This is a genomic window from Exiguobacterium sp. QJM3NY_9 (genome assembly GCF_056173545.1).
This window is the reverse complement of the sequence record NZ_CM149679.1, coordinates 932,923-954,468: the sequence shown is the minus strand read 5'-3', so window position 1 is coordinate 954,468 and position 21,546 is coordinate 932,923. Positions and strand designations below refer to the sequence as shown.

General features: G+C 44.5%; 20 protein-coding genes and 2 tRNA genes. 4 read left to right on the top strand and 18 right to left on the bottom strand.

Annotation, left to right across the window (positions count from 1 at the left end):
• Positions 1-148 precede the first annotated feature (148 nt).
• From AC0VYQ_RS04715 to AC0VYQ_RS04630, 18 genes are all read right to left on the bottom strand, one after another.
• Positions 149-931: a DUF92 domain-containing protein gene (locus AC0VYQ_RS04715; RefSeq protein WP_088836591.1), complete on the bottom strand. Its 783-nt coding sequence runs from the start codon at positions 929-931 to the stop codon at positions 149-151.
• Complete coding sequence (locus tag AC0VYQ_RS04710) at positions 922-1,470, bottom strand: 5-formyltetrahydrofolate cyclo-ligase (protein WP_475404342.1); 549 nt, start codon at positions 1,468-1,470, stop codon at positions 922-924. The genes AC0VYQ_RS04715 and AC0VYQ_RS04710 overlap by 10 nt, the downstream gene beginning before the upstream one ends.
• A gap of 58 nt (positions 1,471-1,528) precedes the next feature.
• The gene (gene rpmG, locus AC0VYQ_RS04705; protein ID WP_012369771.1) at positions 1,529-1,678 is read right to left on the bottom strand and encodes a 50S ribosomal protein L33; all 150 of its coding nucleotides are present in this window, start codon (positions 1,676-1,678) and stop codon (positions 1,529-1,531) included.
• A gap of 104 nt (positions 1,679-1,782) precedes the next feature.
• Positions 1,783-3,966, bottom strand: a complete 2,184-nt coding sequence (locus tag AC0VYQ_RS04700) for a glycoside hydrolase family 57 protein (protein WP_475404341.1) — start codon at positions 3,964-3,966, stop codon at positions 1,783-1,785.
• A 35-nt stretch (positions 3,967-4,001) separates the two neighbouring features.
• Positions 4,002-4,724 (bottom strand): DUF4912 domain-containing protein, encoded by a 723-nt coding sequence (locus AC0VYQ_RS04695; RefSeq protein WP_475404340.1) that lies wholly within the window; start codon positions 4,722-4,724, stop codon positions 4,002-4,004.
• Positions 4,725-4,832: 108 nt separating this feature from the next.
• Positions 4,833-5,495, bottom strand: a complete 663-nt coding sequence (gene phoU / locus AC0VYQ_RS04690; RefSeq protein WP_088836587.1) for a phosphate signaling complex protein PhoU — start codon at positions 5,493-5,495, stop codon at positions 4,833-4,835.
• Positions 5,496-5,511: 16 nt separating this feature from the next.
• Entirely contained in the window at positions 5,512-6,288 is a 777-nt protein-coding gene (pstB, locus tag AC0VYQ_RS04685) for a phosphate ABC transporter ATP-binding protein PstB (RefSeq protein WP_239456901.1), read from the bottom strand.
• Positions 6,289-6,382: 94 nt separating this feature from the next.
• Positions 6,383-7,291 (bottom strand): phosphate ABC transporter permease PstA, encoded by a 909-nt coding sequence (pstA, locus tag AC0VYQ_RS04680; RefSeq protein WP_088836585.1) that lies wholly within the window; start codon positions 7,289-7,291, stop codon positions 6,383-6,385.
• A 1-nt stretch (position 7,292) separates the two neighbouring features.
• Positions 7,293-8,234 (bottom strand): phosphate ABC transporter permease subunit PstC, encoded by a 942-nt coding sequence (gene pstC / locus AC0VYQ_RS04675; RefSeq protein ID WP_475404339.1) that lies wholly within the window; start codon positions 8,232-8,234, stop codon positions 7,293-7,295.
• A 95-nt stretch (positions 8,235-8,329) separates the two neighbouring features.
• Positions 8,330-9,274, bottom strand: a complete 945-nt coding sequence (locus tag AC0VYQ_RS04670) for a PstS family phosphate ABC transporter substrate-binding protein (RefSeq protein ID WP_475404338.1) — start codon at positions 9,272-9,274, stop codon at positions 8,330-8,332.
• 223 nt (positions 9,275-9,497) lie between these two features.
• A complete protein-coding gene (locus tag AC0VYQ_RS04665; RefSeq protein ID WP_214765401.1) occupies positions 9,498-11,570 on the bottom strand; it encodes a peptidoglycan D,D-transpeptidase FtsI family protein in 2,073 nt (690 codons plus the stop codon).
• Between the two features lie 209 nt (positions 11,571-11,779).
• Positions 11,780-12,871, bottom strand: a complete 1,092-nt coding sequence (tnpB, locus tag AC0VYQ_RS04660) for an IS200/IS605 family element RNA-guided endonuclease TnpB (protein WP_475404337.1) — start codon at positions 12,869-12,871, stop codon at positions 11,780-11,782.
• 5 nt (positions 12,872-12,876) lie between these two features.
• Entirely contained in the window at positions 12,877-13,275 is a 399-nt protein-coding gene (tnpA, locus tag AC0VYQ_RS04655; protein WP_475404336.1) for an IS200/IS605 family transposase, read from the bottom strand.
• Positions 13,276-13,469: 194 nt separating this feature from the next.
• Positions 13,470-14,078, bottom strand: a complete 609-nt coding sequence (locus AC0VYQ_RS04650; RefSeq protein WP_088836581.1) for a superoxide dismutase — start codon at positions 14,076-14,078, stop codon at positions 13,470-13,472.
• Between the two features lie 93 nt (positions 14,079-14,171).
• Positions 14,172-15,632: an alpha-amylase gene (locus tag AC0VYQ_RS04645; RefSeq protein WP_475404335.1), complete on the bottom strand. Its 1,461-nt coding sequence runs from the start codon at positions 15,630-15,632 to the stop codon at positions 14,172-14,174.
• Between the two features lie 115 nt (positions 15,633-15,747).
• A tRNA-Ile gene (locus tag AC0VYQ_RS04640) sits at positions 15,748-15,821 on the bottom strand.
• 12 nt (positions 15,822-15,833) lie between these two features.
• A tRNA-Met gene (locus AC0VYQ_RS04635) sits at positions 15,834-15,907 on the bottom strand.
• 121 nt (positions 15,908-16,028) lie between these two features.
• Complete coding sequence (locus AC0VYQ_RS04630) at positions 16,029-17,669, bottom strand: Na/Pi cotransporter family protein (protein WP_475404334.1); 1,641 nt, start codon at positions 17,667-17,669, stop codon at positions 16,029-16,031.
• Positions 17,670-17,893: 224 nt separating this feature from the next.
• On the opposite strand from AC0VYQ_RS04630, the gene AC0VYQ_RS04625 reads away from it, so the two are divergent.
• The 4 genes from AC0VYQ_RS04625 to AC0VYQ_RS04610 all read left to right on the top strand — a co-directional run bounded on the left by AC0VYQ_RS04625 (position 17,894) and on the right by AC0VYQ_RS04610 (position 21,537).
• Positions 17,894-18,367: a hypothetical protein gene (locus AC0VYQ_RS04625; RefSeq protein ID WP_475404333.1), complete on the top strand. Its 474-nt coding sequence runs from the start codon at positions 17,894-17,896 to the stop codon at positions 18,365-18,367.
• 185 nt (positions 18,368-18,552) lie between these two features.
• A complete protein-coding gene (gene ispG, locus AC0VYQ_RS04620; protein ID WP_029332972.1) occupies positions 18,553-19,662 on the top strand; it encodes a flavodoxin-dependent (E)-4-hydroxy-3-methylbut-2-enyl-diphosphate synthase in 1,110 nt (369 codons plus the stop codon).
• A 93-nt stretch (positions 19,663-19,755) separates the two neighbouring features.
• Complete coding sequence (locus tag AC0VYQ_RS04615) at positions 19,756-20,334, top strand: 5' nucleotidase, NT5C type (protein WP_475404332.1); 579 nt, start codon at positions 19,756-19,758, stop codon at positions 20,332-20,334.
• A gap of 126 nt (positions 20,335-20,460) precedes the next feature.
• Positions 20,461-21,537: a GGDEF domain-containing protein gene (locus tag AC0VYQ_RS04610; protein ID WP_475404331.1), complete on the top strand. Its 1,077-nt coding sequence runs from the start codon at positions 20,461-20,463 to the stop codon at positions 21,535-21,537.
• Positions 21,538-21,546: the final 9 nt, after the last annotated feature.

Genomic DNA, 21,546 nt, shown 5'->3' with positions numbered 1-21,546 from the left:
TTCCAAACAAATTAAAAGTTTGTTAACTATCTCACAATTATATTGTAACATCTTTCACAAACTATTAAAGACTGTGTAAACGGTCACATTTTGTCTAATTTGTGTCAACAATATCCTAACATAAGGAAGTCAGGTACTTCACCTTCCATTACCACAATCGATACAACATGAAACCAATCAGCCCCGCTAGCGTACTGGACAAATAATTAACGGCGTCATTCCCTAGCCACTTCCACCCTCGGACATATTGTGTCGTAGTACCATGATGGATTTTTTTCTCGGTTTCTTTGCCACAAATCTGACAACGATACTTTCGTTGGACGGTAGCGCCTAACACCGTATCGAGAATACTGCCAAGGACACCTCCGGCCGCGACGATCAACCATTGCTTTACGGACAAATCGAATAGAATGTCACCCGCTGTCGCGATAAATAATGCACCGATGATTGTCGCGAGTGTCCCGAGTAAAGATACCCCGCCGCTCGTTCCTCGTAAGACCGGTTTAAACGTCCGGATTGAAATCGGTTCTTTTTTAGAAAGCGGACCAATCTCGGATGCCCATGTATCTGCATTCGAAGCAGCAATGACAATCAAGAAAACTAATAAAAAATCAAATTCATTTGTCAGTACAACGCCTATCGAAGCAAGCATAGCGGTTCCACCGTTGGCAAGTACTTGCCAACCATCTCGTGCACCATCCTTCTCGACGATTTGATCGACGGACTGCTTGCGTGCCTTACCGAGTTTTGATAACAGGCTAGAGCTACCGAAGAATAACAGTAACAGGACTAATCCTTCGGAATCGAGCGCATAGACGACCGTGCTGCCGACAAGTATCGTCAAGAATGCACCGCTTTTCGTTAATAATCCGAATTGATAGCCAGCATATCCGAGGGCTAAGCAGATGAATAGAAGAACAGTTAATGACATTGAATGACCTCATCTTCAGTGACAATTGTATCAACCGGGCGATCAAATGATTCTACTTCGAATCGTTCCACGACTTGAACGGCAAATGCAATCGAAAGCGTCGGACCTGAAAAATCAATCAACGCACGATCATAAAACCCACCGCCCCATCCTAAACGATAGCCATTACGCATATAGGCACGACCCGGTACGATACAAAGATCAATCGTCGGCAATGCAATTTCAAAAGCAGTTGCATCCGGTTCAAAAATCCCCATCGAATTCTCAATCAGTCGACTGCTTGACGAATGTTCAAAAAATCTCATTTCTTGACCGATGACCTTCGGAATGACGACACGTTTTCCATCCGCCCATGCTTGTTGAATGACTCGTTCCGTTGAACATTCGTTTCGAAACGAGAGGGTCAACGCAATTGACGTCGCATTCATCCATTCTGGCAATACAAATAACTGCTCTGCAATTCGTCGTTCCCGCTCCTGCCGGTTTTCCAACCGGTTCAGTCGCTCCGCGATTACCCGTCGCACCGCTTTTTTATTCATATAGTATTCCCCCATTCACAAAAAAAGCCATCACACAAGGTGACGGCTTCCATCTCAATTATTTTACTTCACGGTGAAGTGTGTGCTTACGGAGACGTGGGTTGTATTTCTTCAACTCAAGACGCTCTGGGTTGTTACGCTTGTTCTTTTTAGTGATATAAGTACGGTCACCAGTTTCAGTGCAAGCCAAAGTAATTTTAACGCGCATGGGATTCCCTCCTATCTAGCTCTCAATGTATCAAGTGTTTTTGCTTTACATAAGGTTAAGCATACTCAAGTATCGTACCAAGAAAGGAACGGAATTGCAACTGTTCATCCGTTCTTTTTCTGAATCGCCAATTGTTCGTATGGTTTTTCAAGGTTCACTTGGAATTCAAGCGGTTTTTGAGCAACATGATAATCATTTTCGATTCCTTGTCTCGCTTCTTCACGTTCTAAATAAATCAATTGTGAATGACGAAGTGCTTCGCCCTCTAATCGTTTAATCGCAACAACTAAACCACCGCTACTCGCTGGAGAACGTTCACTCTCAAGATTGTACACATTGCTGACAAGCGGCAACTGGTTGATCTCAGCAAACGATTGAGCAGCCGACGCCGTCTCCATCGTAAAGTTATGGACAAGGCGGAATTCTACGATTTTATGCAGGGCTTGCGCTTGACGCAACACGGCAAGATTTAATCCGGCCAACTGATTGTAAGTCTGAACGAGCGGTAGACCCGTCATGCGGACGCCGTAAATATGAACGCCATCTTCAAATCGATAAGCCGTCTCATTTTCTGTAATGACATAGACATTTTCTCCCGCTCCTGCCAATCGCTTCGCAAACTCAGCAATTGGTCGGTTCGAATCTTGGTAATCTTTTGCGACGAGTAAAATCGCGGCATCGTTCCATGACGTTTCACGTTGCACCGCAACATAGTAGTCATGCGTCGTCAAATAGACGTCTGGTTCAATATCTTCATCTGCTAGGAAAGGATATTCGGCATAACGCGTTTCAAGCCAGTCGGTCGTTAATTCTCCAGCGTCAAGTAACCGCTCCGTTTCTTCAAATCGCTTAATATGTTCACGGAATCGATTCGCCGCATATTGTGCCGTCGTCTGTCCATCGAGAATGAACGGCCAGTCGCTCGAAACCGCGAGCAAGTATTCACGAATCAATTGACGTTTTGCTTTGACCGTCAAACCATCTTGATGACGATTACGCGCCATGACACCGGCTAATCGTTTTTCAAGTTGATGCAAGTGACGAATCATCCAGTCGTTCCGTTCATTGATCCACACATCCGCATACCCTTTCCGGCCCCAGGTCCCCATTGCGACGTGCACCGTCTCGATGTCGCCAAAATGACGCTCAAGGAACATTGTAGGTGAAATCGATTCGACCCCAACATCTTCAAGTCGTTCCATGGCTTTACCGAGGAAGTCCGGTCCCTCAAACCACCAATGACCAAATAATTCCGCGTCAAATGGTGCTGTGACAAGAAACGGCGGGAAGTCTTGTCCACTGTGCTGGTCAAGATGCTCCGCCAATGCTTCCGCAAAGTCAGCTGCATGCTCATCCGTTTGTTTCCAAGCCCAGTCGCGGACATAAAAAGCCTTTTGATCGGACTCTCCTGTAACACGATGTAATTTTAAGCCCGTATCGTAGCGGAGTCCTTCAGGATGCATGAATTCTGCAATTTGGTCCCACTCCCGATCATAGGCAAGATCGCGGTAAAATTCACGATAGTTCGGGTGTCCCGGATAACCAATGACAGAACTCCAAATGCGTCCAGAAATGATTTGATCGCGCGGAAACAGTGCAACACCATGTGGCGAATAGACCGGTGCGCCGATGCCGTGTTTCGGAGCAGGATCAGCGTTTAAGATGGAATGTTCGTCTACGAATGTATAACGAATCCCCTCTTCGTACATGATTTTATCAAGACCTGGTGTATAGGCACATTCCGGCATCCATAGCCCCGTCGGACGGAATCCATAATGACGTTCGAAACAGTTTAATCCAGTTTGAATCTCTGACCGGGCAGCTTGCTCTGATAACATGTGCGGACTGAAACCATGCGTTGCCGTACAGGTCATCAATTCAAGGTAACCTGCTTCTTTATAATGACGGAAGGCATGGTTTAAATCGCGACCCCAATGTTCGAATGTATTTTTTAAGTCACGGTACCGTTCTTTATAGAAAAGCAGGGCATCCCGTTCTTCCGCCACTAAATCGCGGTCAAGTTCTTGATCAATTAAGCGTAATGTATCATCTAAATGCTCTACATAACGTTCTTGAATCAATGAATCCGCAAGCATTTCAATGACGGGTGGAGAAATACTAATCGTCCATCCGAGCGGGCGCTCCAGACGATCAATTTCCCATAATAACGGAATATACGTTTCTGAAATCGCTTCGTACATCCAACGCTCTTCTAGACGATGAGCTTCCTGATGACGAATATAAGGTAAATGGGCATGTAAAACGAGTGAAAAATAGCCTTTGCGCATGTTTTCTCTTCCTCTCCTTCTTTCTATCTTTTAGCTCAACGAATTCGGTCGAAATAAGAATACGGTCGTAAAACTTCTACCCATTCCGGTTGCTCGACTTCTCCATTTTGCCAACGAGCGACGACTTCAGCGAATCGCCCTTCAACGACAGGTTCGTCACGCGGCGTCTCGACCGGCTTCGAACGTAGTACCGGAACAAAGTCACCATCAATCGTTTGAATTCCCCATTCGATGATGTATGTAGTGTTTGGGGATAACGGACGAACGAACCAAGAGTTCGTCATTTCCGGCAGTTCAAATTGATACGTCCGGTTCGCTTCACCTTTTTCATACTCGACTAACGTCACATCAATGATTCGAAGTTCTTTACGGAATGAATCGAACGCTGCATGGTAATGCGTCTCTAACATTTTACGAGATAACTCCGAGAGCTCCCAGTACACGTACAATGCCGTCGGCGATTGAACGATGGCATGCATGATGTCATCTTCATAGTGCGTCGCCATCCCGAATGCATCCCGTTCAAGCGATGGTATGGCGATGACAGCAGGAACGATTTCATTCGCAGCCACTTTCATCGATGGAGTGGCTTTCTGTTGTTTTTTAGGGGCTGCTGTTTTTTTGTCCGTTGGTTCTGAAAGTGATTTTCGGTACTTACTCCACGCATATTTCACTTTCCCTTCCGTCGACTCTAATTTCTCAGCGATTTGTTTTATCGTCAGTCCTTGTTCTTTTAATTTTATGATTTTATCAAGCATTACCTATCACCTCTTTATCTTTATTCACTTCTTTCCTATTCTACAAACTTGTTTCAAATTCCTTTACGAAAAAAAGTAGGTCGAGGATTTTCCTCGTACCTACTCAAGTCAGTTATTTAAGTCGTAGTGTTTCCCTTTTTCAAGATAGATGAGGTGCTCCCCGACGTTCGTCAAATGGTCTCCCATCCGTTCGATGTAGCGACAGATGTTCGTAAACTGCATGATTTCATCGACAACAATCGGTTGCAATGACATATGGCGCATGTATTGGCGAAGCGCTTTATATGTCGTCTCATCAATGATGTTGTCGAGATCGGATAACGCTTTTGCTTTTTCGATATCGCCATCGCGATAGGCGACGATGGCTGTTTCCGTCATATCAAGCAATGTTTCAAACGCTTCTTTTAGAAGCGAGATGTCGATGACATAAGGGAATGTTTCGACACGTAAAACCGCTTTCGAGATGTTTCCGGCATAATCGGCAATCCGCTCTAAGTCTGTTGCGATTTTCATCGCTGTCACGAGTCGACGTAAATCCGTTGCCACTGGTTGTTGTTTCGCAATCAAAAGAATCGCATCATCATTGATTTCAAGTTCCAGCGCATCGAGTTCGTTATCATTTTCAATCACTGTACGCGCGATGTCGAGATCGTATTTTTCAAGTGCTTCTGCTGTCGTCGCAATCTGTTGCATCGTCTTGCGGGCAAGAAGAAAGACTTTTTGATCGAGTACTGCTAGATTTTCTCCAAAAATCGTACGGTGAGCTGCCATTGAAAGTTCCTCCTAATTATCCGAATCGTCCTGAAATATAATCCTCTGTCCGCTTATCACTCGGATTCGAGAAGATACGATCCGTTTGATCAAACTCCACTACTTCTCCGTTCAAGAAGAATGCCGTCTTATCTGAGACACGTGCTGCCTGTTGCATATTATGCGTCACGATGATGATCGAGTACTCTTTTTTCAACTCCTGGACGAGTTCCTCGACTTTGAGTGTCGAAATCGGGTCGAGTGCTGAAGTTGGCTCATCCATTAAGATGACATCCGGTTCGATTGCAAGGCACCGCGCGATACAAAGACGTTGTTGTTGCCCACCTGATAATCCGTAGGCATTTTCATTCAGACGATCTTTGACTTCATCCCAAATCGCCGCACCTCGCAAGCTACGTTCCACGATTTCATCTAAAATCTTTTTGTTTTTGACACCGTGGACACGTGGTCCGTACGCGATGTTATCGTAAATCGATTTCGGGAACGGGTTCGGTTGCTGAAAAACCATTCCGACGGACGTCCGTAATTCTTCCACTTCATATTCTTTATCGAAGATGTTCCGGCCGTTATATTCGATGACACCGTTCGTCCGTACGATTGGCACGAGCTCGACCATCCGGTTCAAGGTTTTGATGAATGTCGATTTCCCGCACCCAGACGGTCCGATGATTGCCGTGACTTCGTTTTGTTTAATATCTAAGTTGACATCTTTTAAGGCGTGGTCATCGCCGTACCATAAGTTTAAATTGTCGACACGGTATACACTGTCTTGCGCAGCTACTGGTTGATTCATAGTTGTTGCCCCTTCTTTCTCGGCTGTTTTTGTCGTCAGCTTCGTATCCATCATCTGTGTTCCTCCTTAAAAACGATTCAGCACACTCCTACGATTAATAACGTTTAGAAAAACGATTTCGAATCCAGATTGCAAGTGAGTTCATTGTCAATAAAATCACCATCAAGACAATGATTCCTGCTGCAGCAAGACCTTGGAAATCAGCTTGCGGACGGCTTGTCCAGTTATAAATTTGAATTGGCAACGCCGTAAACTCTGAAAAGATCCCTTCTGGTGCACGGGCGATGAAGATGGCTGCTCCGACCATGATAAGCGGTGCTGTTTCACCGATTGCACGTGAGACAGCTAAGATGATTCCCGTAATGACACCTGGAAGTGACGCCGGTAAAACGACTTTGAACGTCGTCTGCCATTTCGAGGCACCAAGTGCAAGTGAAGCATGACGCATCGCTTGCGGCACGGAACGAATCGCCTCTTGCGACGATACGATGACGACCGGTAAGCTCATTAACGCGAGCGTCAACGCTCCAGCGATCAATGTTGAACCGAAGCCCATATTCCGGACAAAGAATGTTAAACCGAGCAAACCGAAAACGATTGAAGGTACGCCTGCCAAGTTCGAGATGTTGACTTCGATGAACGATGTCATCCGCCCTTTTTTCGCGTATTCCTCTAAATAAATCGCAGCTCCGACACCCATGATGAAAATCATTGGAACGATTAAAAGCATTAAGAAAATCGTACCCATCAGTGCAGGATAGATTCCAGCGCGTTCTGGACGTCGTGATGGGCCATTCTGAAGGAAATCAAGCGATAACCATGCAGCACCATCACGGAGTACGCCGACAAGAAGAATACCAAGAACTACGAGACCAAATAGGAGACCAATCAAGAAAATCACTTTCGTCACATTGTTGACGACAAGACGCTGACTGATTGATTTTTTTACTGCAACTGGATCAATGAACTTTTTTTGTACAGGTTGTTTTTCTGGTAAGGCCATCTTAATACTCCTCTCTGAAACGACGCGTAATCCAGTTCGCGAGGAGGTTCATCACAAGTGTAAAGACGAACAACAGCGTACCGACAGCGTAGATACTATAATATTCAACGGTTCCATATCCCGCATCACCAAGCGCGACTTGAACGATATAAGCTGTCATCGTTTGGACAGGTTCAAGCGGATTGACGGTTGCAGTAGGATTTGATCCCCCGGCAATCGTCACAATCATTGTTTCACCAATCGCACGAGATATCCCTAGGACGATCGACGCGATGATACCTGAAAGTGCTGCCGGAACTACGACTTTTAAAGCCACTTCAAGGCGTGTCGAACCAAGTGCGAGCGCACCGTCACGGATTTTTTTCGGGACAGAACTCATCGCATCCTCAGAAATCGAGGCAATCATCGGGATGATCATGATTCCGACGACAATCCCTGGGCTGAGTGCGTTGTAAATCGCAAGACCGGGAATTAACTTTACGAGTAGAGGTGTGACGAACGTCAACGCGAAGAAACCGAAGACGATTGTCGGGACACCTGCTAAGACTTCAAGAATTGGTTTTAACACACGACGTGCGCGCTCTGACGCATACTCACTTAAATAAATAGCAGATGTGAGTCCGATCGGCACGGCAACTAGCATCGCAATCACGGTAATCTCAAGTGTTCCGACGACGAGCGGCCAGATTCCGTACTCTGGAACCGAGTTCAACGGGTACCAGCTCGTACTACCGAAAAATTCTTTGATTGAGACGACTTCAAAGAAATGTTCCGTTTCGATGACTAACGTGAGAATGATGCCAATGGTCGTAACGACCGAAGCAAACGCACATAAAAATAAGATGATTGGCATAATTCGTTCCATGATGTTTTTCATACTGAATTTTTGTTTTCGGTTCTGTTGAATCAGCTCGCGAACCGAGTTTTTTGATGATGAATTCATCCTTCTTCGCTCCCTACTTCATCATTCCTACATAAGAACGGGACTTAAAAAGGGAGAGATTCCCCCCTTTTTAAGTCACCCTCCTATTCGGATGTTTATTTCATTGCATCTTCGATTGCTTTTGCATTTTCGTCATAACGCTCTTGCTTCATTTTGACGTAACCGACTTCTTCCGCTAAATCACCGGCATTTTCATTCGTAAATTTCACGAAGTCAGCGACTTGTTTTTTATCAGTGAGTGATTTGTTGTTTACATACGTGTAGATTTCACGTGATAACGGATATGAAAGATCGTTGATTGTTTCTGGTGTTGGATCAACAGCATCTTTTCCTTCAGCCGATAACGGTACTTCTTTTAACTTATCTTTGTTTTCAGCATAGTACGCATAACCAAAGTAGCCGATTGCGCCTTTTGTTCCTTCGACACCTTTAACGAGGACGTTATCATCTTCAGAAAGTTGGACGTCTTTACGCATATCTTTTTCATCCATTACTTCCTCATTGAAGTAATCGAATGTACCTGAGTCTTTACCAGGGCTGAAGAATTTGATTGGTTCTGCTGGGTAAGATGAATCGACATCTTTCCATGTTTTGACGTTCGGATCCTGCCACATTTTATTGAGCTGGTCAATCGTCAATTCCTTGACCCATGTGTTTTCTTTACTTACTGCAACTGTTAATCCGTCAAGCGCTAGTGCCATTCGTGTATATTCAATTCCATTTTTTTCTGCTTCTGCTGCTTCTTCTTCTTTGATTTCACGTGAAGCGTTCGAAAGGTCTGTTTCACCGACGACGAAACGTTTGAATCCGCCACCTGTCCCTGATACACCGACCGTTACGTTTACATCTGGCTGTTCAATCGAATATTCTTCTCCGACTGCTTCCATGATTGGGAAAACTGTTGACGATCCATCAATCGCAATCTTTCCTGAAAGATCCGACGAAATTGAAGAGCTTCCTTTGTCATTTCCGCATGCTGCACCGACTACTGCGATTGAAGCTACTGTTGTGATAAGTGCTGTTTTTTTCATCCAAGACATGATTAAATTTCCTCCTCGAAGTATGTCGCTTATACCAATACGACTTTTTATCCGTTTCCCTTACAAGACTTATAATACGGATGAACTATTAAAACGAAATGAATCCAACGTAAAAGAATTGTAAAGGCTTGTTTTTTGCAGTTTACAATTCAAAATACATTATAAAAAAAGGTCAATCCAAATAAAAAAACGAAGATGAGTTTCCTCACCTTCGCTCTTCTAGTTAATTTGGCTTAGTCTGCCACGGAATATCTTTTACGTTGAAGTACGCCTTCACTAAATCATGACCAATTTTCGAGTTGACCGTTTCCTGCTCCATATATGGAAGGAATACGGCCCATGCGATCTCTGGATTATCGTATGGTGCCCAACCGACAAGGTTCGAGTTTAATGAACGAACCGGCTGACCACTGCTGTCACGTAACGCAATCCCGTCTTCACCATATACGCTTACCTGTGCCGTACCTGTCTTAGCCGCCGCATCGATTCCTGTCAGCGCAATTACTTTAGAAGTCCCGCGCTCTCCTTTGACGACTCGATGCAATCCTTCGCGGACGTGATCAATGTTGTCTTGGCTGACTTCGATTCGGTTCAAGTAATTTGTTTCGAAGCTATACTCGACTTGTTTTGTTTCTTCTTCAATTGAATTCGATGCGAGCACTTCTTTTAAAAAATGCGGTTGAACACGATAACCGCCGTTCGCGAGTGTTGAGATATACTGCGCGACTTGTAACGGAGTGAACGCGTCATATTGCCCGATGACACGGTCCATCAAGAGCGTGACGCGGTCCGGTGTCCCTTGCACACCTTTCGCTTCGTACGGTAAATCAATCCCAGTCGTCACGCCGAGCCCGAACTGGCTGTAATAGTTTTGCATGATGGCTGCAGCAGCATCGACGCTCGCCCCTGCAATCCCATTACTCGGATAATTTGCCATCCGCATTGCGATGTTGAACATATATACGTTTGACGAGCGTTCGAGCGCCGTCAAATCTGTAATCGGCCCCATGTTGACGTAAGAAGCCTTCTTCGTCCCACCGATTGTAATCGGCGCATCATTGATGACTTCATTTTGACGAATGACGCCTTCTTCGAGTCCCATTGCAACCGTCGCCCCTTTAATCGTCGATCCGATTTGGAGTGAGGTCAGAACATTATTGATTGCGACGTCACTGAATTTATTCGTCGCCGTATCGAGTTTTTGTCCCGACATCGCTAAAACTTCACCCGTTTGCGGGTTCATCACGACCGCATAACCTTCTTTAAGATAGCCGCTTCCCATACCACGACCCATCTTGATCGCTTGTTGGAGGATTTGATCGACCTGTTTGTTGTATTCCGCGTCAACCGTCAGAACGAGGTCTTTTCCAGACTCTCCTTCTTCACGGTTCGGCTCACCGACTGGTTCGCCGTTAAACGTCTCATACACATCATATGCCGGTTTACCGCGCAGTAAATCTTCATATTGTTGTTCTAAAAACGATGTTCCGACCCGATCGTTCAAACTGTACCCTTTTGCCTTGTATTCCGCTTGTTGCTCAGCAGGAATCTTCGAGTACTTTCCGAAAATGTTCCGGAGCGTTCCTTCATATGGATAAGATCGTTCATAGAACGGTTCCACAGAAACACCTTTCAGGTCTTCGAGATTTTCGTCAATGATCGCCATCTCTTTTGCCGTCGCACCAAGCTTGACGAGTTGTGGATCAAGCGCATACCCGACTTCCATATTGTGTTTGATTGCGACGATTTCCATTGTTTTATCATCATAATCAATATCTTTCTCTGTAATTGTATCGAGCATGACTTGATTCTCTTCAGCAATCGATAACTTTTTTCGTTCTTCCAATGTCGGATACTTTTCTTTCATGACAGCATCAAAACGACGTTTCGACTCTTCTGTATTGGTCGCGATCCAGTAATCTTTTAAGTCACGTTCCGTTACCTTCCAATCATCTTTCGGTAAATTGATGATGGCAGCGAGACGTGAAGCTGTTTCAATCCGCTCATCGACCTTTGTATTTTGCGAGCGTCGGTAGACAATTGAATATTTTGAAATCGTATCGACGAGCAATCGTCCATCGCGGTCATAAATTTTCCCGCGTGGTACTTCATACTTTGAAGCGATCATCTCTGTTTTTTGAACTTCTCGTGAGATTTTTTCACCATTGACAATTTGGACGACACCAAGTCGGAAAATCAAAATCGCAAATAATAAAAAAACAACAAAGAACATTAAATTTAATCGAAGCGGCAAGTGGTTACGCCGTCTTCCTCTTACCGTGATTCGTTTCGCCATGGCGTACTCCCCTATCGTTCAAAAAGTCATCTTTGTTCATTATATAGAAGGAAACAATCCATAACAACCTATCCCATCATTTTCCGCAGTGAACTACTCACCACTTATTTGCTTCGCAAACTGAAGTGGGAGCTTCTTGGGAAGATCGTACTTTTACTAGCTACGGTTATTTACCAAGCTCATCGGGTGGTTCCCACCCTGAAGGGTTTTCAGTCTGCCAACATCAACAAGTTGATACTCGCATTAATATCTCTGTCATGATGAGCGCCGCAAGTACACGTCCATTCGCGTACATCGATCGTTTTCTTCTCACCTTTTACTCCACAAGAAGAACAGATTTGAGTAGAGGCGTACCATTGATCCGCTTTGATAAGTGTTCGGCCATAGAATTTGCATTTGTATTCTAACTGTCGGACGAACTCATACCAACTGACATCTGCAATCGATTTGGCGATCTTAGGGTTCTTCATCATGTTCTTCGACTTTAGTGTCTCGACGACGATGACTTGGTTTTCGTCAACGATCCGTTTCGACAGCTTATGAAGAAAATCTTTACGTTGATTTGCAATCTTTTCATGCTTCTTCGCGAGGATCATCCTCGCCTTCTCTCGGTTCTGACTCCCGATTTTCTTGCGGGACAAGGCGCGTTGCGCCTTCTTTATCTTCTCTTCGAACTTTCGAAGAAAACGAAGATTGTCAACTTTCTCAGAAACACGCTCATCGTTTGTCATGATGGCGAAGTGCTCCAAACCAAGGTCGATTCCTACTTTATTCTTGGCTGGAACCCATTGCTCTTCGGCTTGATCGACAAGGATGGAGATCAAGAATTTCCGGGTCTTCGTCATCGAGACCGTCGCGGACTTGATCACACCATCGAACGGACGATGTTGTTTCAACTTCACAAAACCGATTTTAGGAAGTTTCACCTTACGATCTTCGATGCGGATGCTCCCCTTCAGATTGTTTGTCGTGTAAGAGGCACGGTCGTTGTGCTTCGACTTGAACTTCGGAAATCCGACAGACTGATCTCGAAAAAAGTTGTGATACGCCTTGTTTAAGTCCATCTGAGCGTTCGCAAGAGAAAGACTGTCGACTTCTTTGAGGAAAGGGAATTCGGGCTTGTACTTCGCTGGGGTTGGGAGCTTCTGCTTCACGTCAGGGTTGAGCTTCGAATCTTCATACAATCGGATACGTTCTTCGAGCATCTTATTGTAGACGAAACGGACACAACCGAACGTCTTCACGAAATATTCTTGTTGGGGTTTCGTCGGATAGAGTCGAAACTTGTACGCCTTCAGCAAAGCAATCACTCCTTTCCTTGTTTTTCAATATAGTGTCTGATGACGTCGATCGTCGCACCACCGGTCGTCACCAGACAGTAACTTCGAGACCAAAACATGTCTTTCCATAATCGTTTCTTGACGTGCGGAAAGTCTCGTTTGATCAGTCGGCTGCTTGCGCTCTTGTAGGCGTTCAGAAACTTTGACATTTCCGTGTTCGGGTGTGCTTTGAACAGCACATGGATATGATCGCCGTCATGATTCCACTCGTTCAGCGTGATATGATACGACGCGCCGATTCGTTCGAACGTCTGTCTCGCGAACTCCGAGATGGCGTCATCGATCACTTTGCGTCTGTATTTCACGACTAGGACAAGATGATAATTCAGAAGAAAGACTGAATGTTTATTTGTGTCCATTTTCATTGATATATCAGTCCTTTTGATTAGTTATACTGATTGTATCAAACGATTGAAGTCTTGCCAAGACGGGCGATTCATCTCCCACCTACGCCGGGCTTCGCCCCGAGACGCTTAGAGGTGGGAGAATTCTCGCTAAATTTAGTTAAAAAAGAACCGTGCCCTCTTACCGAGGACACGGTTCTAGCATTTAAAAACGATTATTTTGCGTCAGCGTAAAGCTTGGCAACGTGATCCCAATCAATGACATTGAAGAATGCATTGATGTAATCCGGACGACGGTTTTGGTAGTTCAGGTAGTATGCATGCTCCCAAACATCAAGTCCGAGGATTGGCGTTTTACCTTCCATGACTGGTGTATCTTGGTTCGGTGTCGAAACGACAGCAAGTTTGCCACCTTCGACGATGAGCCATGCCCAACCAGATCCAAAGCGTGTTGTAGCTGCTTTAGCGAAAGCATCTTTGAATGCATCGAATGAACCGAATGCTTCATCGATTGCTGAAGCGAGTTCGCCTGATGGTGCAGCACCGTCGTTCTTTTTAAGCAATTTCCAGAAGAATGAGTGGTTCCAATGACCGCCACCGTTGTTACGAACTGCTGTTTGAATGTCAGCAGGAAGCGCATCAAGGTTTTGAAGCAACTCTTCTAATGATTTCCCTTCGTGTTCCGAGCCTTCGAGCGCCGCGTTGACGTTCGTGACGTAAGCATTATGGTGTTTCGAGTGGTGAATCTCCATCGTACGAGCATCGATATGTGGCTCAAGCGCATCATAAGCGTAGCCGAGTTCTGGTAATTCAAATTTTGACATTTTCATGTCCCCCTTTATCCTATTTTCGGAACTTCAATACCTTTTAAGACTAGCAAAAATGACGGGTATAACGCAAGTAATGACCCTTACATTTTATTGTTCATCGCGTGGTGCGAATACAGAGACACCACCACCCGGAACAGGGAAAACACCAAATCCTTCTTCATCGATGACGACAGGCTCATCTTGGTGATTTGTGTAATCGAACCATTCTTCACCAGCACGATCTTCTCCGACGAACATCCGTTTTTCACACATGTCTGCATTTGACAATAGTACGGCACAACCCGAGTTCGGGAACTCTTCGACTCCGTGACGGACCCAACCGACACAGTGTGGATCATCGAGATAATCTTCTTGTTTCCCGTATGCTTTATGGTAGCGGGCGTACAGCAATGCATCGATCATCTCTTTTTTTCCTTCGACTGGATGTGGTCCTTGTACACCGTAATAATCGCCGTAAAAGACACACGGATAACCGTCTTTACGAAGGAGAACGGATGCGTAAGCATGTTGTTTAAACCAATCATCGACCCACGACTCAAGCGATTCGCCTGGTTGCGAATCATGGTTGTCAACGAATGTAACAGCATTCGTCGGGTGCGACTCAACAAGTGTATCTGCGAAGAGCATCGTCAAATCAAATTTTTTCCCCTGTTCTGATGCTTCGTGGAATTTATAATGAAGCGGAACATCGAACAAATCAATTGTATAGTCGACGCTATCTAAGAAGTGACGACAATCATCTAAGTCAGATTTCCAAAATTCACCGACCATATAAAAATCTTCTGGATTTTCACCCATCATTGATTTCGCGAATTCATTGACGAATTCGTAATTGATATGCTTGATTGCATCGAGTCGGAATCCTTGGCAATCGAGTGTATCTTTGAACCAGTGCCCCCAGTCGATCATTTCCTTGCGAACTTCAGGATGATTGTAATCGATGTTCGCAAACATCAAGTAATCGTAGTTCCCGAATTCGCTATCGACTTGGTCATTCCAGTCTTTATTTTTTCCGGAGATTTTGAAGACGCCGGTTCTTTCTTCTCGCGCATCAAAATCCGTTCCGTTAAAGAACTCATGATTCCAAACAAAATCAGAATACTTCCCGTCACGTCCCGGGAAAGTGAATTTTGTCCAGGCATCGATTTCGAATTCTTCTGAAATTTCTTTCGACCGATCTTCCGGATGTACTTCAACGACATTGATCGTCTCCAGTTCATCTGCTGCCGCCTTATGGTTCATGACGACATCGGCATAAACGGCAATTTCATTTTCATGTGCCACTTGAATTGCTTCAAGTAGTTCGTCTTTCGTCCCGTATTTCGTCCGAACCGTTCCTTTTTGATCGAACTCACCTAAATCATAAACATCGTATATCCCATACCCTGTGTCTTCATCTGATTGCCCCTTAGAAGCTGGTGGAATCCAAACAGATGTGATGCCTGCAGCACGAAGCTCCGGCGCTCTCTCTTTTAAACGTTGCCAATGCTTCCCATCATTTTCTACATGCCACTCGAAAAACTGCATCATTGTATGGTTACGTTCCATCTCTCTTCGCTCTCCCTCAATTACTATAGTATGAATATTATTACAATATCTTTAATATTCCCCAAGCGAACAAAAATAAACGCACACCCCTAAACAGGAGTGTGCGTTTCTTAAATGGACCCTGCAGGACTCGAACCTGCGACCGGACGGTTATGAGCCGTCAGCTCTAACCAGCTGAGCTAAGGGTCCTTAAGTAAATAGTAGCGGCGGAGGGAGTCGAACCCACGACCTCACGGGTATGAACCGTACGCTCTAGCCAGCTGAGCTACACCGCCATAATGAATTAAAACAACTACAATTAGATTAATGGAAAGCATCTAAAATGTCAATAAATTATTTCACGAAAATAAAGAGGGACTTCTTTACAGAAGTCCCTCCCGCTTATATTCATTTCATTCAAGCCGTTCCCGAACGTTGTTCGAGTACTAAATCTGTAATATTGACGGCGTGATCGCCAATCCGTTCGAGATTCGATAACAGATCAACAAAAATCATACCCGCTTGACCTGTACACTCCCCGGCATTGACGCGTAAGACGTGGTGTTTACGGAATGAACGCTCGAGTGAATCGAGTTTTCCTTCTAATTCAAGGACTTGGCGTGCTAACGAAACATCATCACGTTCAACTGCTTTGATTGCCGTATCGACGATTTTTTGTGTTAGAACGTACATTTCATCCAACTCTTTTTTCGCTTTTAGCGTAAATTCAATCCGGTTGACGATTTGGAAGTCAACGAGTTCGATTACGTTTTCGACATGATCACCAATCCGTTCGAAGTCATTGACCGCATGCATTAAGAGCGAATGGTCATTCGATTCACGTTCAGAAAGATCGTTCGCCGCCACTTTGACAAGGTAGTTCGTGACTTCCGTGTTCAAATGGTTGATTGCATATTCAATCTGACCAGCGTCAGAAACATCTTTTTTATCATGGGATTGCGTGTAGCGATGTGCTTTACCGAGTGCTTCTTTCGAGAACTCACCCATCCGTAAGACTTCCATTTTTGCTTGGTTAAGCGCAAGTGAAGACGATTGATTCAAGATGTTTTGATCCAAATGACGTGGTTTTGAATCGACTGTCGTGTCTGTTCCCGGAACGACCTTTTTAACAAGCCATGCGATTTGTGCGATGAACCAACATTGAATCAATGTGTTGACGACATTGAACGTACCGTGTGCAAAGGCAATTTGCATTTTCGGTTCAAGATTGAGTACACCTGTGATCCAAGCGATGAACGTCGAGAACAAAGGTAAGGCGACTAAGAAAATAATCGTACCGACGATATTGAAGATGACGTGTGCTGCTGCTGTCCGTTTTGCGGCAATCGATGCACCGAGTGCTGCGAGTACTGCCGTGATCGTTGTTCCGATATTATCCCCGAATAAAATCGGGAGGGCTGCTTTGATATCAATCATGCCACCAGAGTATAGCTCCTGCAAAATACCAATCGTCGCAGAGGACGACTGGACAAGGAACGTAAAGACCGTCCCGACGAACACACCGAGTAACGGATTGTCTGACATCGAAATCGTCAGTTCACGGAACCACTCACTTGATTGAAGTGGTTTCATGCCGTCACCCATCAATGTCAAACCATAGAACAAGGCACCGAAACCGAAGAAGATTTGTCCGATGTATTGAATCCGTTCTTTATTGAAGAAGAAAATGAGAAACGCACCAAGCGCGATTGCAGGAAGGGCTGCTTCCTTGACGTTAAAGCCGATGATGAAGGCCGTAATCGTCGTTCCGATATTCGCCCCCATGACGACACCGATTGCTTGACGTAAATTCATCAGACCCGCGCTGACGAGTCCAACGACGATAACGGTCGTACCTGACGATGATTGAATCAAGACCGTGACGACAATACCGGCAAGAATTCCGAGTAACGGGTTCGATGTGTATTTGTCTAAAATGTAACGAAGTCGGTCCCCTGCTGTTTTTTGGAGCCCATCTCCCATATACTTAATACCGAATAGGAAAATACCGAGTCCACCAATAAAAGTGAAAATCATTTCCTGCAAATCATAATTCATCGTTTCATCTCCTCATATCTAAAAAAGTGGGATTGATTTTTTGTTAAGATTTTATTGTTTCAACCTCTCCTATTATGTAAAGGTCCGTTGAACTTGTAAATAGTTTTATCAACATTTGAATGTTAAGGTTTTATTAACCTGTACCAAAACAGATAAAACCCTTTATTACAAGCGTTCTTACGCTCACTACACCACTGTTATGAAACAGAGAAAAGAGTGTTATCATGGTTTTTTTAAGACAATTTATTAATTATTTACAAACCACCTTAGTTCCAAACCGATCTTTTTTAAAGACTCGCCTTGCCGATGTCTCCCTTTATTTTTGTGGATTAGCGTGGATTTCATTTTGGACGACAGTCATCGATAGTATATTTATCATCAAAACGGTTCCATTCATCGTCTGGTTTATGCTCCATTTCATTTTCGTCGCCATCGCGCTTTTACTGTTTCTTCTATTGATGTCGTATTTGAATCGGTGGTTGATCGCCTGGTTACTACCGAGACCGTGGGCGTACCGCCAAGTCTTTCCTTATACGGTCGCAGCCAACCTATGGAGTTTTCCAGTCGGTGTCCTGTGTTATCAGCTTGGATTGAAAGGACTTGGCGTGACCATCATCTTCGCCGGTCACTTTCTGTACTCATTATTTCCGGTTTATTTGGCTCGCACCCGAAAAAAAACTGCTGTTCGAAAAGGTTGATGCTCAACTTGCTTTAATGCCCGATTCCTCCGTCTACCGACGGATTGACACCCCTTTCTATCTATTAAAGAATTGTAAATGTTCGAATTTCGTTCTTGTTTCTCGATTTTTAGGGAATAGTTCGATATGATAGAGAAGGTAAACTTACACAATATGGCGCTATGCCACAAAAGGAGATTTTCGATATGCCGAAAATGGTCCATCGCTCTAAGACTCGTCCCGTTCGTGTTGGGGACCTTGTCATTGGTGGAAATAATGAAGTCATCATTCAAAGTATGACAACAACAAAAACACACGACGTCGAAGCGACTGTCGCTGAAATCTTACGACTTGAAGAAGCCGGATGCCAAATCGTCCGCGTTGCTTGTCCAGAAGAACGTGACGCACTTGCGCTCGCTGAAATCAAAAGCCGAATCAACATTCCGCTTGTCGTCGACATTCATTTCAACTATAAACTTGCGCTCATGGCAATCGAAGCAGGCGTCGACAAAATCCGGATCAACCCGGGTAACATCGGTCGTCGCGAAAAAGTTGAAGCGGTCGTCACAGCTGCAAAAGCTAAAAATATTCCAATCCGGATTGGTGTCAACGCTGGTTCACTCGAGAAACACATTCTTGAGAAATACGGATACCCAACAGCACGTGGTATGGTCGAAAGTGCCTTACACCACATTAAGATTCTTGAAGACCTTGACTTCCATGACATCATTGTTTCGCTTAAAGCATCTGACGTTCAGCTTGCGCTTGAAGCTTATCAGTTAGCATCTGAATCATTTGACTACCCACTTCATGTCGGTATTACAGAATCAGGTCCTTTACGTACTGGTTCATTAAAATCCGCTGCTGGTCTTGGTGCGATTCTTTCACGCGGTATCGGGAACACGGTCCGTGTCTCACTATCAGCTGATCCGGTCGAAGAAGTGAAAGTCGCAAAAGAAGTCTTGAAATCATTTGGTCTCGCAGCAAACGCAGCAACATTGATTTCTTGCCCAACATGCGGTCGGATTGAAATCGACTTGATGGCGATTGCGGCAGAAATCGAGGATTATATCGATAAGATTCAAGTCAACATCAAAGTTGCTGTACTCGGCTGTGCCGTCAACGGTCCTGGTGAAGCACGTGAAGCGGATATCGGAATTGCCGGAGCACGTAACGAAGGGCTTCTGTTCCGCCACGGAGAAATTATCCGTAAAGTACCTGAAGCGACGATGGTCGAAGAATTGAAAAAAGAAATCGATGCAATCGTTCTTGAAAAAGAAGCTGAAAAAGAAGCGGCGAAAGCCAACCAAGTTTAATTGTTGAAGAGCCCTCTTTTTAATTGAAGAGGGTTCTTTTCATATCCGTTTTTCGACTATGTTATACTAATGACAGAAATTTAAGGAACGCAGGTGATCCAATTGAAAATCGGCATCGATATCGATGGGACGATTACGCACCCGTCTTCATGTTTTAACTATATGAACAAGTATTTAGGAACTTCGATTGACTTCGAAATGGCATCCGAATATGAATTGCATACGTATACGGATATGGGACAAATCGAGTTTTGGGAATTCATGGTCAAGTCTGGTCATGAGCTCGGTATTTATCGAGAATCTACGCCTCAGGCATTTGTCCAAAAACATTTATGGGAATTACGTCAACATTTTGAATTGCACTACGTAACTGCACGCTCAGAAATCGTTCGACCGGTTACGGAAGAATGGATTGCGCGCCATGAGTTACCACTCGACTCGCTCATCATGACCGGGTCGCATGACAAGGTTCAAGTTGTACGTGATCTATCACTCGATTTATTCATGGAGGATCGATTAGAGAATGCGTTACAAATTGCGGAAGATACGTCAATTCCAGTTATTTTGTTCGATGCTCCTTACAATCGAAAAGCACTTCCAGAGAACATCATTCGTGTTTCTTCTTGGGATGAAGCCGTTCAAACGATTTATAAATTCGCTCCAATCCGTTAAAAAACAGCCTTATCCGGCTGTTTTTTTCCATTTTTTATACATAATCCGTCTACGTTATCGTACAATTATCATGAATTCGTTACGTTTTGTCTCGAGTCATCTTCTATTAGCTGAAAGGATTTTTTTATGTTATCGACGTTGAATATTTTTTTCACGAACATATGCATTATATTTTTAATACTATCTGTCACATTTTATTTGATGCGAAATCGACTCCCGATCCAGTATGACTCCAAGCGTTCAACGCGCTTGTATTTTGGTTTAGCAAATGGTTTAACCGGTATTTTACTGATGCATAACTCCATCTCAATCAATGGATCATTGATTGATTTACGACTGCTGCCGCTCGCTCTATCCGCTCTATACGGGGGGCCAGTCAGCATTGTGACGACAGGAATTATTTTACTGCTGTATCGTGTCCTCATCAGCGGGGGTGAATCCGTTAGTGCCTTACAAAATTCTCTAGTGATGCTGACCGGATTTACCGTGCTTATCATCCTCTGTGCTCAACTCATCAAACATAAAGGGCGACTCTTCACTGTTATTGTGACGATAGGCTCTACCTTAGTTCTCTTACGCATGTTGCTCGGCCCTTCACATCCTCATGCATGGCAGACGATTTTTTTGCCTTATTTCTTAATCACAATTGGCGCCTCGATTCTTTTTTATCATCTTTCACATATGTTACAAGGACACTTCGTTCTTTACGCGTACCAGTCCTATTTGGCTTCGACCGATGAACTGACGCGCCTCGCGAACCGTCACGTTATCATGGAAAAAGTACAGGCTCTTGTAGAAGCGAAGGCACCTTGGGGTGTGATCATCTTCGATCTTGACCACTTTAAGGCAGTCAATGATCAATATGGTCATGCTGTCGGAGATGCTGTATTACGCCATTTCTCCGTTTTACTCACACAGGAGTGCCCGGATAGTATCACGGTCGGCCGCTATGGTGGCGAAGAGTTTATCGTCGTCATTCCGAATACATTTACGGTTTCACCGACGCGACTCGCAAGACAACTCGTTCAATCCGTCACCGATACACCGTTCGTCATGCAAGACCACGCCTTGACGATTACTGTTTCTGCCGGTGTCGCCTACGCGAAAAATCAGGCAGCCGGAATCGTTTTTAAACAAGCGGACACCGCGCTCTATGCTGCAAAAGACAACGGCCGTAACCAGTTCATGTTATACGATAAATAAGGAAGCATG

What these genes read in the sequence shown, in the direction of transcription:
- AC0VYQ_RS04710 (WP_475404342.1), bottom strand. Translation starts at nt 1,470, where the DNA reads ATGAATAAAAAAGCGGTGCGACGGGTAATCGCGGAGCGACTGAACCGG.
- AC0VYQ_RS04670 (WP_475404338.1), bottom strand. Translation starts at nt 9,274, where the DNA reads ATGTCTTGGATGAAAAAAACAGCACTTATCACAACAGTAGCTTCAATC.
- pstB (WP_239456901.1), bottom strand. Translation starts at nt 6,288, where the DNA reads ATGAATCAACCAGTAGCTGCGCAAGACAGTGTATACCGTGTCGACAAT.
- AC0VYQ_RS04625 (WP_475404333.1), top strand. Translation starts at nt 17,894, where the DNA reads ATGGTTTTTTTAAGACAATTTATTAATTATTTACAAACCACCTTAGTT.
- AC0VYQ_RS04630 (WP_475404334.1), bottom strand. Translation starts at nt 17,669, where the DNA reads ATGAATTATGATTTGCAGGAAATGATTTTCACTTTTATTGGTGGACTC.
- AC0VYQ_RS04645 (WP_475404335.1), bottom strand. Translation starts at nt 15,632, where the DNA reads ATGGAACGTAACCATACAATGATGCAGTTTTTCGAGTGGCATGTAGAA.
- pstC (WP_475404339.1), bottom strand. Translation starts at nt 8,234, where the DNA reads ATGAATTCATCATCAAAAAACTCGGTTCGCGAGCTGATTCAACAGAAC.
- AC0VYQ_RS04650 (WP_088836581.1), bottom strand. Translation starts at nt 14,078, where the DNA reads ATGTCAAAATTTGAATTACCAGAACTCGGCTACGCTTATGATGCGCTT.
- AC0VYQ_RS04715 (WP_088836591.1), bottom strand. Translation starts at nt 931, where the DNA reads ATGTCATTAACTGTTCTTCTATTCATCTGCTTAGCCCTCGGATATGCT.
- phoU (WP_088836587.1), bottom strand. Translation starts at nt 5,495, where the DNA reads ATGGCAGCTCACCGTACGATTTTTGGAGAAAATCTAGCAGTACTCGAT.
- tnpA (WP_475404336.1), bottom strand. Translation starts at nt 13,275, where the DNA reads ATGAAAATGGACACAAATAAACATTCAGTCTTTCTTCTGAATTATCAT.
- pstA (WP_088836585.1), bottom strand. Translation starts at nt 7,291, where the DNA reads ATGGCCTTACCAGAAAAACAACCTGTACAAAAAAAGTTCATTGATCCA.
- AC0VYQ_RS04610 (WP_475404331.1), top strand. Translation starts at nt 20,461, where the DNA reads ATGTTATCGACGTTGAATATTTTTTTCACGAACATATGCATTATATTT.
- AC0VYQ_RS04695 (WP_475404340.1), bottom strand. Translation starts at nt 4,724, where the DNA reads ATGCTTGATAAAATCATAAAATTAAAAGAACAAGGACTGACGATAAAA.
- ispG (WP_029332972.1), top strand. Translation starts at nt 18,553, where the DNA reads ATGCCGAAAATGGTCCATCGCTCTAAGACTCGTCCCGTTCGTGTTGGG.
- AC0VYQ_RS04665 (WP_214765401.1), bottom strand. Translation starts at nt 11,570, where the DNA reads ATGGCGAAACGAATCACGGTAAGAGGAAGACGGCGTAACCACTTGCCG.
- rpmG (WP_012369771.1), bottom strand. Translation starts at nt 1,678, where the DNA reads ATGCGCGTTAAAATTACTTTGGCTTGCACTGAAACTGGTGACCGTACT.
- AC0VYQ_RS04700 (WP_475404341.1), bottom strand. Translation starts at nt 3,966, where the DNA reads ATGCGCAAAGGCTATTTTTCACTCGTTTTACATGCCCATTTACCTTAT.